This is a genomic window from Novosphingobium sp. SG707, from assembly GCF_012275515.1.
GTDB lineage: Bacteria > Pseudomonadota > Alphaproteobacteria > Sphingomonadales > Sphingomonadaceae > Novosphingobium.
Window position 1 is genome coordinate 16,954 of record NZ_JAAZQL010000001.1, and the last position, 13,670, is coordinate 30,623.

12 protein-coding genes are annotated in these 13,670 nt (G+C 59.0%); 5 read left to right on the forward strand and 7 right to left on the reverse strand.

Annotated features, from left to right (window positions below; all coding sequences use genetic code 11):
- Positions 1–16: 16 nt before the first annotated feature.
- Positions 17–529: an MFS transporter gene (locus FHW92_RS00055; protein WP_168602049.1), complete on the forward strand. Its 513-nt coding sequence runs from the start codon at positions 17–19 to the stop codon at positions 527–529.
- A gap of 41 nt (positions 530–570) precedes the next feature.
- On the opposite strand, the gene FHW92_RS00060 is transcribed toward FHW92_RS00055, so the two are convergent.
- Positions 571–1,158: a nitroreductase family protein gene (locus tag FHW92_RS00060; protein ID WP_168601203.1), complete on the reverse strand. Its 588-nt coding sequence runs from the start codon at positions 1,156–1,158 to the stop codon at positions 571–573.
- Between the two features lie 340 nt (positions 1,159–1,498).
- Positions 1,499–2,248 carry an SDR family oxidoreductase gene (locus FHW92_RS00065; protein WP_168601204.1) on the reverse strand — a complete coding sequence of 250 codons (750 nt, stop codon included), beginning with the start codon at positions 2,246–2,248 and terminating at the stop codon, positions 1,499–1,501.
- A 96-nt stretch (positions 2,249–2,344) separates the two neighbouring features.
- Between FHW92_RS00065 and FHW92_RS00070 the strand changes: the two genes are divergently transcribed.
- The 3 genes from FHW92_RS00070 (at position 2,345) to FHW92_RS00080 (ending at position 4,211) form a co-directional block, all read left to right on the forward strand.
- Positions 2,345–3,250 (forward strand): AraC family transcriptional regulator, encoded by a 906-nt coding sequence (locus FHW92_RS00070; RefSeq protein WP_168601205.1) that lies wholly within the window; start codon positions 2,345–2,347, stop codon positions 3,248–3,250.
- A 242-nt stretch (positions 3,251–3,492) separates the two neighbouring features.
- Positions 3,493–3,813, forward strand: a complete 321-nt coding sequence (locus FHW92_RS00075; RefSeq protein WP_168601206.1) for a hypothetical protein — start codon at positions 3,493–3,495, stop codon at positions 3,811–3,813.
- A gap of 35 nt (positions 3,814–3,848) precedes the next feature.
- Complete coding sequence (locus tag FHW92_RS00080) at positions 3,849–4,211, forward strand: hypothetical protein (protein WP_349237613.1); 363 nt, start codon at positions 3,849–3,851, stop codon at positions 4,209–4,211.
- 317 nt (positions 4,212–4,528) lie between these two features.
- Here the strand turns inward: FHW92_RS00080 and FHW92_RS25990 are convergent, their stop codons facing one another.
- From FHW92_RS25990 to FHW92_RS00095, 4 genes are all read right to left on the reverse strand, one after another.
- Positions 4,529–4,663 (reverse strand): hypothetical protein, encoded by a 135-nt coding sequence (locus FHW92_RS25990; RefSeq protein ID WP_282599627.1) that lies wholly within the window; start codon positions 4,661–4,663, stop codon positions 4,529–4,531.
- Entirely contained in the window at positions 4,660–5,055 is a 396-nt protein-coding gene (locus FHW92_RS00085; RefSeq protein ID WP_168601207.1) for a hypothetical protein, read from the reverse strand. Before FHW92_RS00085 ends, FHW92_RS25990 begins: the two co-directional genes overlap by 4 nt.
- Positions 5,056–5,417: 362 nt before the next feature.
- Positions 5,418–7,730: a TonB-dependent receptor gene (locus FHW92_RS00090; protein ID WP_168601208.1), complete on the reverse strand. Its 2,313-nt coding sequence runs from the start codon at positions 7,728–7,730 to the stop codon at positions 5,418–5,420.
- A gap of 58 nt (positions 7,731–7,788) precedes the next feature.
- Positions 7,789–10,038, reverse strand: a complete 2,250-nt coding sequence (locus tag FHW92_RS00095; RefSeq protein WP_168601209.1) for an arylsulfatase — start codon at positions 10,036–10,038, stop codon at positions 7,789–7,791.
- A 282-nt stretch (positions 10,039–10,320) separates the two neighbouring features.
- Between FHW92_RS00095 and FHW92_RS00100 the strand changes: the two genes are divergently transcribed.
- Positions 10,321–11,238: a LysR family transcriptional regulator gene (locus tag FHW92_RS00100; RefSeq protein WP_168601210.1), complete on the forward strand. Its 918-nt coding sequence runs from the start codon at positions 10,321–10,323 to the stop codon at positions 11,236–11,238.
- 91 nt (positions 11,239–11,329) lie between these two features.
- On the opposite strand, the gene FHW92_RS00105 is transcribed toward FHW92_RS00100, so the two are convergent.
- On the reverse strand, positions 11,330–13,666 hold the full coding sequence (locus FHW92_RS00105) for an arylsulfatase (protein WP_168601211.1): 2,337 nt from the start codon (positions 13,664–13,666) through the stop codon (positions 11,330–11,332).
- Positions 13,667–13,670: the final 4 nt, after the last annotated feature.

Genomic DNA, 13,670 nt, shown 5'->3' on the forward strand with positions numbered 1-13,670 from the left:
GCCAATCCGCTTGGGGATGGCGGTATGGTCGCTGGCCGTGATGGCGCATGGCTGGGTGCGCTCGATGGCAGGCTTTACCGCCGCCCGCCTTTCCCTTGGCGCGACCGAGGCGATGGGGACGCCATCGAGCGTGAAAACCATCGCCAGGATTTTCCATGCTCCACTGCGCAGCGCCAGTTTTGGTCTGTCCAATGCGATGAACAGTATTGGCGCGATGCTGGCGCCTTTGGCGATTCCTTTTGTGGCGGCCGAATATGGCTGGCGGGCGGCTTTTGAACTGGGGGGGGGCGGGGCTGGTCTGGGCGGGGCTGTTCGGCAAAAATGCCAGCGCAGGTGCCATCAGCATCGCCACCAAAGGCCCCAGCGCACCGGCGGCTGTGGCGAGGTGAGCGCCACCACTGATCAGGAATATCGCGCCAAGGCGGGCATCACCGGCGCGATCACCAATGGCCTGAATGCCGGGACCAGCCGCCTCGTCCCCCGCGACGATGTGCGCTATGGCGGCATCCTGCTGCGCAAGACGTTCTGACAGCGAGGGGGCGGCGTTGAAAAGCGCCGCCCCTTTTTGCCTTAACCCTGAAGCGGGCCGTGGAACGCGATTTCGTTCACGCTCAAACGCGGGCTGGGCTTTTCGCGCGCCTGCAGCGCTTCGGGCAGATCGCCCGCATCGCCGCGCCAGCCCACGGCCACGGCCACTTCGACCTTGTAACGCTCGCCCGCGCCGGTTGCCTTGGCCGCCGCTTCGGGATCGAAACCGGCCATTGCGTGGGTGGACAATCCGCGCTTGGCCCCCTGCAGAGCCAGATAGGCCCATGCCGCGCCCGCATCGAAGGAGTTCCACTTGGCGGGCGTAGCCTCGCTTGCCCCCGGCGCGGTGATCTGCTTGTCCGACAGGACGAAGATCAGCGCCCCGGCCTTCTGCGCCCAGCCCGCATTGAACGGCAGCAGCGCGCCGACAAACGCATCCCAGTTCGCATCGCCGCGCAGCGCATAGGCAAAGCGCCAGGGCTGATAATTGAACGCGGAGGGGGCCCAGCGCGCGGCCTCGAACAAAGGCAGCAGATCGGCCTGCGTCACCCCCTGCTCGCTATAGGCGCGCGGGCTCCAGCGGGCGAGGAAATCGGGATCAATCGGGTGATCGGCATTACGCGTGGTCATATAAGCTCCTTATTTCAATCAGCCTTGGCCTTTGGGGCAGGATAAACCGGCCTTTGCGCAAAAGGAAAGTCCCGCGTCTGGCTGCAGGCCGACTTATCGCCATCGCCCATTCGAGGACGCGGCCTGCCACAAGGGCCAAACGCCTCCTGATACGCCCCTCCCGGCTAGCCCGATGCGCCGACGCCCATCAATTCTCTTTCTTGCACCCCATCGACGCTGACATGACATCGAACAGGCGGGTATTGGCAAGAAGCCGTGCACAAGGTTGGCGCCCGGCCCGCGCCGCCCACCAGCGCCGTGTCATGGTCGAAACGGGGCTGGTGGGCGAAAAGGACTGGAGCTATGCGCCCTTTGCCAAGGCCAGAGCATCCGCCCCCGCCGGAAAGCGGAGCTGGCCTGTCCGGTCCTGCACGGCGTCCCACACCGCCTGGGCAACATCGCTCTCGCGCGTGGTCAGGGCGGGCATGGCAAAGGCTTCCAGAATGGGGCGGGCAAAGTCGGCATAGCCGCCCGGCAGCAGATCGCTCACCGGCACGATGGCATTGGCCCCGAACCGCGTGGTCGGCGCATAGCCCGGCTCGACCAGCTTCACGTCAATACCGAAATAGCCCAGCTCATGCGCCAGCGAGCCGGTAAAGCCCTCGATGGCCTGCTTGGTCGCGGTATAGGCGGCGGCCAGCGGGAATGCGCCCAAAGTGACGCTTGAGGTGACATTGACGATGCAGCCCGAGCGGCGTTCCCGCATCCGGGGGATGAAGGCCTGACACATCGCCATCACGCCGATCGTGTTGGTCTCGATCAATTGCCGGATCAGGCTCATCGGCATGGCCTCGAAAGCGCCCACCCCGCCCACTCCCGCATTGTTGACCAGCACATCGATAGGCCCGGCCGCCTCTGCCAGAGCCGCGATGCTGTCCTGCGAGGTGACATCCAGCGGCAGGATGCGCAGCCGATCAGAAGCGCCGCCAAACACCGCCGGGTCGGGCTTGCGCATGGTCGCCACCACATTCCAGCCCTTGGCGAGGAAATGCTCCGCCGTTGCCTGGCCATAGCCGGAGGATGTGCCGGTGATGAGGATCGTCTTGGTCATTGCCTGTCTCCTTGATGTCGATGCAGGGAGAGATAGACGCAGGGATCAAGACAATATATAATCATAGGTCCATATTCATTTACGGATCGTCCAGACATGGATCCCCTCAGCGGAATCATCGCCCTGCTTCGCCCCCATGCGGCCCTGTCGAAACCGATCACGGCGCGGGGGCGCTGGGCGGTTCGCTATCAGGCGCATGATGCGCCGGGCTTCACGCTCATCCTCGCCGGACAGGCATGGGTGACCTTCGAAGGATCGGCGCCGCTGCAAATGGCACAGGGGGATTTCCTGCTGATTCCGACAACGCCCGCCTTTGCTCTGGGCAGCGAACCGGGGCTGGCCGGCCCTCTGCTGGAGCCGAGCAAAGAGGCGGTCCGGCATGGGGAGCAGGACGGCGAGCCCGACTTTGCGGCTCTGGGCGGCAGTTTTTCCTTTGAGCGGGCCAATGCCCCTCTCCTGCTCGCACTGTTGCCCGGCCTGATCCATATTCCCGCTGCGCAGGGTATGACGGACCGTATGGGCCGGACCATCCACCTGCTGGCCGAAGAATGCACATCCAGTCATCCGGGCAAGGATCTGATCGTGCAACACATGCTCGAAGTGCTGCTGGTCGAGGCCCTTCGGTGGCAAGGGGTGGGACATGATGCCGCCTCGGCAGGCTTGCTGGCCGGGCTGCGTGATCCGGCGCTGGCCCGCGCGCTGCACGCGATGCATGCCGATATCCGCGCCCATTGGACCGTTGCGCAGCTCGCAAAGATCGCCGGCATGTCGCGGTCGGCCTTTTCGGCACGGTTCGGCCTGATCGTTGGCCGCGCGCCCATGGAATATCTCACCAGTTGGCGCATGGCGGTTGCCAAGGATGCGCTTTCCCGTGGCGGCAAATCACTAGACCGCATCGCCGATGACATCGGCTATGAATCAGCCAGCGCTTTCAGCACCGCCTTTCGGAAACACAACGGCACTCCGCCGGGCAGCTTTGCCAGAATGATGGCAGAAGCGTAATCCGCAACTGCAGACGTTCCCCAACGGCCGCATGCGTTGTTCAACTGGCCCGCATCTTCGGTACGGAAGCGCAAAACCCGCAGGCCACGTTGATCAGGGACTGGGCCGCAGATCCTCTGGCCGCCAACCGCGCCCATCGCTTCGCGGGCGGCTATATCGCGCCATCAGACCAACCGTGGGCGGCCTGACCCATGGGCGCAAAATCTGTTCCTTGCCGACAGAAACCTGCTAATCGCGTCGACATGTCAAACATTCACAGGCTTGCCGGTACCGTCGACGTTGACGGGCTTCACTATGATTGGGAACTTCGACGCGAGCCGCACTGGAGCGAGTTTGAAGGCTGGAAGGGCATGGCCGTTGCGTTGCTCCAGCAAGATGGCCAGCGCGGAGCCGTGCTGGAATTTCCCCCGCCGAAACGTCTGCTGAAAGGCTTGCCACCGAGCCGCCTGCAAATCAGCGACACCCTTGTTTCCCGGGGAATTCGTGCGGCACTGCTGGCCGGGTGGGAACCGATGTCTCGCGGCAAACCTATGGTGTTCGTTGTCGACGCGGACGGCAACTAGTCGCCGATTGCCCTAACAGACCAAGGTTGGAGAGCATGATGAGCGTTTCGGCAAAAGCATGGGAAGGCGAACTGGTTCGGAAATGGCTGGAATGCCGCATCGAAGCCGCGAGACTTGATCAGACCGCAGCGGACATGCGGGGATATGAAGGTCAGGACGACTATGACAAGGCAGCCGCCGAGGAATGGGTTTGCCGAACCCTGATGGCCGCCGCACGCCAGGGCGATCAGGCCGCTTTCGCCGCGCGCCTCAAAGAATTGCTGGGGCAAGACGAGTATCGGGCCACGGGCATTTATGATGACCGGCGCTTCGAAAGATATGTCCGCGCCAACCTTAGAAAACTGACCAAGATGACCAGGACCAACGTTGGGTTCGAGAACACGTTGCGCTATCAGTGAGCGTCGCAGGCTCTGGAGTGAGCTAATCGCCCATTCCGAGGTCCGGGCCTCTAGCCGGACATACGACGGTTTCGCGGCAGTTAAAGATCAGTATAACCGCAATATATCGAATGAAGCAATGACGGCACTGGCACCGTATCCGGAAAGACCGGTTTTTGTGCGCGAATGACGATGGCTGCCGTAAGCGATCGCGCAACCATCTGATGGTTGCCGCAGGGTTTGCTGCCACAAGCAAAACCAGAGCGCTCACCGTGGTGCCCCCTATGTTTTGCGAAGCACGAGAACTCTCCCTGCATGCTTGGCGCCAGAGCAAGAAGCTATTCGGCGTCCAACTGGCGCCGACGCAGGGAGCCCCAGCCCGTGGCGTGGATGGCATCAAGCGTGGCAGTGATTTGCGCGGTCTGCATCGGGTTGAAACCCAAGAGGGTGAGGATCACAGGCAACCAGGTCATGACTGAAAAGCCCTGTTAATTTCTTTTGCTGCGCCATAGACGAGCTGATCGACCTCGTTCAATGTTTCACGGGCGAAACCGGCGTCAAGCAAACGGCGCGTCTCACCGGCAGGCATGGCGCCCCCGCGCAAGCGTAACAGGACTGCATAGCGCCGCAATGCCTCCAGTCGCGGATCGGCCAGTGGATTGGGCTGATCCGCCCTGAACAGCCAACGCATGAAACGATTGCCGCGCTCGGGCTGTGCCAGACTGTCGATCCCATCGCTCTGGGCAATGTGGATGGCCAGTCGCTCAAGCCTTGTCAGCGCCGGAATGAACCGCGAATTTTGCGCAGATGGGGCTGCGGCGGGGCCGGTTGAGATAAAACCCTGCGTGAGATCCAGATAGGCCATAAGAATGCTCCTCAACGTCAGGAATGTGCGGTTATCCTGCGTGACGAGGCGACAATGGCGAAATTCAGCCCTCCAAAACAGCTGATTAAATTTGAAGGATATGTTCGGAATTTTCGAACATTACCGTTTCTTGGCCTCATCAGCACTGGCAGTTCCATTGATTTCCGACGCGGCGGAGCGGCTTCTGGAATTTGGCCTCGCGATTTGGTGCGCGCAAAGGCAGACCAGCAAATCGTGATAAGGCTGCGAGATTTCGGACCGGGATCTGGCGATCCATCCGGCTCCGGGGCGAACGCCCGCGTCGATAAAGTGAAATGAGCTTGTGGCTGGCTCAACCTTCGAGCCAGCCACAAGTTCTCAGATCAGAATTTCCTCCGCAGGGAAAGCGACCATTCCCGTGGCGCTCCCAAAGTTCCGGTCGTGATGCCGATCGGCAGACGAACCTTGTTCAGATAATAAAAATTATTGGCCATATTGGTCACAGCCAAGGCAAGTGACCAGTTGTGTTCAGGAGAATTCCAGGTGATGCGGCCATTAAGCATCGTATAGCCCGGAACATTCGACAAAGGATTATTGTCGACATTAGTGTAGAATGAGGATTGATAGGCAAAGTCAATGCGCGGCGTGATACTGCCGCTGCTGCCCAGCATGGCTTCATATTGAACACCCACGCTTCCCTTCCATTTGGTGATGAAAGGAGCTTGCGAGGCCAGTGTGATATTGGCGATGGTGGCGCCGCTGGCACCAATACTTTTGAGTTTGAAATCAAGATAGCTCAAGCTCGCATCAATATTCAGCCCGTTCACCGGAGTGGCATGAAGTTCGGCCTCAATGCCTTTCAACTGGGCATTGCCCGCATTGGTCGGCGTGGAGTTCTGCGGCGTAATCAGCACGCCGCCGACGACGGTGGGCGCGGTATTCATAAAGATTATATTGCTATAATCATTGATAAATCCCGACAAATTCAACTGCACCGCCCTATCGAACAAACTGCTCTTCAGGCCGATTTCATAGGCCGAAAGTGTTTCCGGGTTAAACGGCACCACCTGCTGCACAACAAACGGCCGGGGGTTGATACCGCCGCCACGATAGCCGGTCGAAAATTGGGCATAGGCCATGATGCCCGGAGTGAACTTGTAACTGGCATTGGCGCGATAGTCCAAACGACTGCCGGAAAACCGCCCGACCGCGCCGTCGATCAGGCTTTGCGCCGTATAAGAAGTTTGGCTTGTGTTGAACGGGTTTTGCCGTTCGAAATAGTAATCTTTCTTGTCATCGGTATAGCGAATCCCACCGGTCAGATCGAGCTTGTCGGTGACATGCACGACCCCATGGGCAAATCCTGAAAGGCTGCGCGCCGGAATCCGGTCATCTGAATAAAATGCCGAACTGAATGGCGCTCCGGGCGCAATAATGTCGCCACCGACGATGGTGCTCGTGGCCTTGTAGTAATAAGCGCCAAGAGTCCAATCGAGCATCTTGTTAAAGCTCGACGAACTGATGCGCAGTTCCTGTGTGAACTGGCGATGGCCATTGGTAATGGTGCCCGTATTGATGCCAAAGGGCGATCCATCAAAATCGGTGCCATAGCGGCCCGAGATATTTTGGTAAGCCGTAACCGATTTTATCGCGATATCGCCCAGCTTCCAATCAATCGTCATCGCCGTATCCCAGGTCCGCAGCCTTGTGTTCGGCTGCCAGACCGTGGTCGGATGCGACCCGGCCGCATCGGTGAACGCGGGCGTCTGATAAGTGGAATAGTTGCTGTATTCCCGCGCAGGCGTGAGGAAAATCGACTGATTGGCCACACCGGGTGTCAGAATTGGGGACACCGCCATGGCAATAAGCTTGGTTGCGGAAGGCTCGGAATCGTCGACAAGACGGCTTGCCGAAACATTCACCTCCAGATTGTCGGTGGCAATCCAGCGAAGAGCCAGGCGCGCCGCCGTGTAGTTGGTGCCGCCCTCATGGCCGATCACGCAATTACCCGTGCTGCCCGCCGTCGCAGGCACCGCACTTGCGTAAGCAGGATTACGGCAGCCGAAATCATAGCGCGTGAGGTATCCGTCCTGGTGGCGGGTCACCCCGGAAATGCGTGCAAAGAGCTTGTCGGGCACCAGGGTGATGTCGGCGCCGGCGCGAACGTCAACGCGATCGCGAGAACCCGTCGTGGCCTCGATAAAGCCGCCATTGGTTCCGTTCGGCTTTTTGGTGTAGAGCTTGACGGCGCCGCCGATGGAGTTCTTGCCCGCCAGCGTCCCTTGCGGCCCGCGCAGAATTTCCACCCGGTCCAGATCAAGCAGGTCGAGTTGAGCCCCGAAAACGGCGCCGCGATAGACATCATCGACATAAAGTCCCACACCTGGCTCATAGGCAAAGCTGGTGTCGGCCTGGCCGATGCCGCGAATGTAAATAGCGGCGCCCGGGCCGAAAGCAGAGCCGGTCGGCTTGAGTACGACATTGGGCGAGGTGTTGCTGAGGTCTGTGATCGTATTATAGCTGCGGGAAAGCAAAGCATCGCCGCTTAGAGCCGTAATCGCAATCGGCGTATCCTGAAGTCTCTGGCCACGGAACTGCGCCGTGACGATGATATCGTTCACCGTGGCGGCCTCTGTCTTTGGCTTGTCAGCAGTGGCCTGCGCATTAGCCAAAGCCGGAACGGCCAGTGCCAGCACAGCGCAGCCGCTCTTTAGAATTATACCTTTCATGCAAATCCCCCAATATATTGGTTAGTTATTTTTTGAGATCGACATCAACCGATTGAAGGGTTGCATCGACAAGCGCTTCCACGCGTGAACCGGGCATCAATTCACCCAACCCTTTGCGGCCCACATAGGTGTTCCCGAAAACGCGGAAGAGTTTTGAAAGCTGGCGGGCGTCGACCTGTTTGCCGTCAACCGACAGGATCAGATTTACCGCCTGCGCGCCGCCCGCAGGGTGCGGCTCAAAGCGTACCGAAATATCGTGAGAGCCGGCCGCGAGCGGCAATTGCCCCGTCAATTCGACGCGCTCCTGCTCCCGGCCTGTGGGATTGTAGAGGAACACGGGAAAACCGTTTTCGATCGTCAGCCCATAGCCGCCAAAAAGGTCGCCCGTAATAAGGAGGGGTCCTCGTGCCTGACTGCTGCCAACAGTGACATGGGCGGTTGCGGACCATCCCTTCTGCAGGCCTGGAAAACTGTTGGAAGGATAGCGGGTATCGCCCGGATAATAGGTAAAATGGTTGAGCCCGGCCAGCAGATCGGGTCGGTTCGAGGGCGCAAAGCGCGTCATCAGATCGGCGCCAAGCGGATAGACGTGATTAAGGGTTGCCGCCTTATCAAACTTTTTCTTCAACTCGGCCAATTTGGCCGGAAATTGCGCGGCAACATCGGTTCCCTGCGAATAGTCCTTGTTAAGATCATACAGTTCCCAATGAAACTTGTATGGATCGACCGCCGCATGATGACGATCCCATGGAGCCACAACAGGGGTGGTGGAAGCCAGCCAACCATTGCTGTAATAGGCGCGATTACCAAGCATCTCGAAATATTGCTCGGTGTGGCGGCTTGGCGCAGCCGGGTCGTTGAAGGAGTAAAGCAGGCTGGTGCCGTCGATCTGCTGCTGTTTCACGCCGTCCACGGAAAGCGGCGGCTTGATACCGGCGGCCTCGTAAATGGTGGGCGCAATATCGATGACATGGGCAAATTGCGTGCGCAGCCCTGTGGACCGGATCCGGGCTGGCCAGCTGATCGCGAGGGCGTCGCGCAGGCCTCCCAGATGCGAGGCGATCTCCTTGCCCCACTGAAAAGGCGTGTTGGTTGCCCATGCCCATGGCGCCGGATAGTTGCCGAACGCAAATGGTCCGCCATGGCTCTCGATATTGCGCTCAAGTTCCCTGTATGTCGGTTCAATGCCGTTCAGGCTTGCCATTTCGTTGTTGGCGCCGTTGATGCTTTCATCGCTTGCGCCGTTGTCGCCCTGAATGAAAATGATCAGCGTGTTATCAAACTGACCGCTTTTCTTCAGCCAATCGATTACCCGACCAATCTGGTAATCGCTTTGGGCGAGCTGTGCCGCGGCCACTTCCATCATGCGGGATGCGGCGCTTTGTTCATCCTTCGTCAGGCTGTCCCAGGCAGGCATGGCCTCGGGCCGCGGTGTCAGAACCGCATCGGCCGGGATGATGCCAAGCTGTTTTTGTCTTTCAAATGTCTGCTCGCGCAGCTTGTCCCAGCCCATTGCAAACTGGCCTTTGAACCGCGCAATCCAATCCGCGCTGACCTGATGAGGTGAGTGCAAAGTGCCGGGCGCCCAATAGGCAAAAAACGGGCGGGCGCCGCGAACCGTATGATGGATCTGCATCCAGTGAAGAAGATGGTCGGCAAGGTCGCGATCCAGATTGTAGCCGGGATCCCTGGCCGGTGGATCTATCGGATTACGGTTCTCGACCAACTCGGGAGAAAACTGGTCTGCCATCGCGGCATTGAAACCATAGAAGTAATCGAAGCCCATGGCATTGGGCCAATGGTTGAACGGCCCCGCAGGCCCGGTCTCCCACACTGGAGTATTGTGATTTTTGCCCACCCAGGCCGTGTCATAGCCATTGAGCTGAAGAACGCGGCCGATGGTGGCCGCGCTATCGGGAATGACCGATGTATAGCCGACCTGATCGGTGGCAAGGTTGCTGATCGCGCCCGATCCCACCGCATGGTGATTGCGACCGGTCAGCAAGGCGGCGCGAGTAGGCGAGCACATGGCCGTGGTATGAAACGCATTGTAGCGCAGGCCGGTCAGCGCAAGGCTGTCAAAAGTTGGCGTCGGGATAACGCCGCCGAACGAGGTTGAGGCAGAAAAGCCGACATCATCGGTCATGATCAGCAGCACATTGGGCGCCTGTGCCGGAGCGCTGGGCTGCTGCGGGTAATTCCTGAAATCGCCGGGCGTGCGCGCAGCGGCAGCGGGCACCACAAACGCCGGATTGGCAACAAGGCCAATCGCCATAGCCATCCCGACCCCGCCTTTGATCGCCTTTTTAAGACGCCGATAGATCATCCCTGCCCCCAGATCTGCCAAGTTTACCTGGCTAGAAATTCACTTGAATTTGTTGTTGAGGAGGAGGAAGCATTGCGGACCGCGAAAGCCAGCGTGTCTATTCGTTGGGCTGCCAAAAGGTCGCATTCCCCTCATCTGCACATACTCTTGCGTAGCAAAGGCTTGAACAGCAACGGGGCAACATGTTATCGGACCATCAAGTAAAAGGTTATTGGTTGGGGGGGGAGAGGCATGCCAACGCTCAGGCGATTGGAGGTATTTGTGGAAGCTGCCGTAGATTGCAACTTTCGCAAGACGGCTGACCGCCTTGACATGAGCCAGGCAGGACTGAGCAACCACATTCTTCTTTTGGAAAAGGAATTGGGATATCCCGTTTTCGAGCGTCACCGGGGCAGCACACCAACCCTGGCCCCGGCCGGCAAGGCGCTGCTTGAACAGGCCAAGGCTGCGCTCGACGCCGCCAAGGCCTTTCGGGCGAAGGACGCGCCCCAAAGCATAGAGGGCGGAAAGGTCCGGTTCGATGTTTCCGTCAGAAACTATATGCTAAGGCAAACTATCATGCCTGCCTTGCCGGCGTTTCTGGAAGAGAACCCCAATATCGACATTGAATTCGACGTTGTTGAAAAAACTCCGGATATCATCGCGAAAGTTTCCTCACGCAAAAGTCACTTCGGCATTTATCGAGGTTACGCGCCTGCCTCGGATAACAGGCTGCGGTCAATCATCCTGGGAAGCTCGGGCACCTATCTCTTTGCATCTCCGGCCTTGGCGCAACAGGCGCGTGACGGGACTCCGTTGAATGAGCTTCCCTTTTTGCTGCCCAAAAAAGATACGGAGATGGGGAACGCGATCGAGCGCACGCTGGCGGAAAACGGCATTATACCGCAAAATGTGGTCGCGCGATCACAGTTTCCCGAAACGCTGGGAGACTGGGTCGTCGAAGGACGGGGCATTGGCCTGTTGTTCATGGGGCATATGGAGCGACATCTGGCCGACGGCCGCGCCGCTATCATCAGTTCACCGATTGGGCATTGGAACAGCGTGCTTATCAGCTCAGTGAGTGAGCAAGAACCGCATTTGCAAAAGATGATAGCGTTTTTCCGTAATGCGGTTGCCGCATCGGAGCAAATTGGTTCGCCCGAAGTGTGACGGCCATCGGCCCGGCAACAAAGGTAATTCTGCCAATCCCTCATCGCGCAAATGGCGGATGAGGGATTGATCAAATCGCTGGAAATTCCCTCTATTTCACTTTGCTCTGCATCTCGATCTTCAGCGTCTGAATGTTGCAGTCGCAAGATGCAGGAATCGTCGGCAGAGCCGGATTATAGCTGAAGGGCGCGATGCTGTTGCGACCGACATAGGCATCTCCGCGACCGCGCACCTTGAGCGAGGTTTGGGCTTGATCGACCTGCAGGCCATCCACGCTCAACTGCAAGGTGGTGCTTCCCGCTGCAGCGGCAAATCGGACCTCGATCCGGTGTGTTCCGGCATTTAGCGGTTGTCGGCCGCGCAGAACAACGAAATTCCTGCCGTCCCCGGCGTTGTAAATATAGGCTGGGCGGCCATCATCGAGCAGCAGCGCCTGCCCCCCGAAGTGGTCACCCTGAACCAGAATTGGACCACCCTCCCGCCTTCCTGCCACGCCGACGGTAGCCGAGATTGTCCAGCCAGGCCCCGTCACGGGAAAGGACGATGCCGGATAACGCGTATCGCCCGGCTCATAGTGAAAGCTGGTCCGATTTCCGATCAGGGAGGGACGAAGAGCCGGGTCCATTCGCGCCATCAATTTGGCATCGAGGGGATAGACATGGTATTTCTTTGCGGCTCGATCAAAATCGGCCTTCAACTCGGCCAGCTTCCCGGGAAACAGGGTCGATACATCCCGCGATTGCGACCAGTCCTTATTCAAATCGTAGAGTGCCCACTTGAAGGTCCCGGGATCAACGGCCCCCGCCGCGGTCCACGGCATGTTGCCGGGAAGCGTGGATGCCATCCAGCCATCCTTGTAATAGGCCCGATTGCCCAGCATCTCGAAATATTGCTCGCGGTGTCGCGTGGCGGCATCAGCATGGTCGAACGTATAGACCATGCTCACTCCCTCGATAGGCTGTTGCCGGACACCGTCGATCGAGGTTGGGGCCTTGATCCCTGCGGCTTCATAAATGGTTGGGGCAATATCGGTGACATGCGTGAATTGCCCGCGTATCTGTCCCGGCTGCTTGATCCTGGCAGGCCAACTGATGACCATGCCATCGCGCAATCCGCCCAGATGCGAAGCGACCCGCTTGCCCCATTGGAAGGGAGCATTCGTGGCCCAGGCCCAGCCAGCAGGGTAATTGCCGAAAGAGGCAGGTCCGCCATGCTGAGCGGCATCACGCACCATGTCGGCATCGCTTGTCTCTATGCCTGCGATGGTCAACAATTCCTGGCTGGAGCCGCGATAATCTTCCATGCTCGCGCCATTATCGCCCTGAATATAGACCACAAGAGTGTTATCAAGCTGGCCCGATACGCGCAGGGCCTCGATAATCCGGCCAGTCTGCGCATCGAAATAGGCCAATTGGGCGGCGGCAACCTCTATCATTCTGGCATAGGTGCGCTTCATGTCGGGGCTGAGATCATCCCACGCAGGAACCCCGTCGGGACGGGGATTGAAAACAGCGCTTTGGGGAATGATCCCCATGGCTTTCTGCCGGGCGAAAGTTTCCTCACGCAGCTTGTCCCACCCCTGATCGAACCTGCCCTTGAAACGGGCGATCCAATCGGCAGGCGCCATATGCGGCGCATGCATGGACCCGGTGGCCAGATAGGCAAAGAAAGGGTGATCAGGATGCAGGTTGCGCTGCATGTTGATCCAATGGATGGCATGGTCGGCCAGATCACGGTCGAGGATATAGCCCGGCTCGCTTGGCGGCCTTACCGGATTGCGGTTTTCAATCAGTGCAGGATTGAACTGGTCGGCATAAGGGGCGTTAAATCCATAGAAATAGTCAAAACCCCATGCGTTGGGCCAATTGTCGAACGGTCCCAAAGGACCGTTTTCCCATACGGGCGTATTATGATTCTTGCCGAAAAAGGCTGTGTCATAGCCATTCATCTTCAAAACACGGCTTATCATTCCTGCACTTTTGGGAATGACCGACGTGTAACCCGCATCATCGAGCGAGACATCCGCGATGGAACCGCTGGCAACCGCATGGTGGTTGCGACCGGTGAGCAGAGCCGCCCGTGTGGGCGAACACATGGCCGTCGTGTGAAACGCGTTGTAGCGCAAGCCTTGCATGGCCAGAGCGTCGAATGTGGGCGTCGGCACTGCGCCGCCAAAGGTGGAAGAAGCGCCAAAGCCCACGTCATCGGCAAGGATAAGCAAGACGTTGGGCGCCCCCGACGGAGCATTCGGGCTTTTGGGATAAGCCTGCCAGCCCGGCTCAGCGGGCGCGGCCAGAGCTGTTGCGGGAAGGATCAATGACAGCAGCGCAGCCTTGGCCAAGCGGCGCTGCATAAATGGCTTCAGGCGCGCCATCACTGAAATGGTCAGCCTTTGCGGGCGCGAAGCGTAGAAGGACGAACGCGGCATGGCT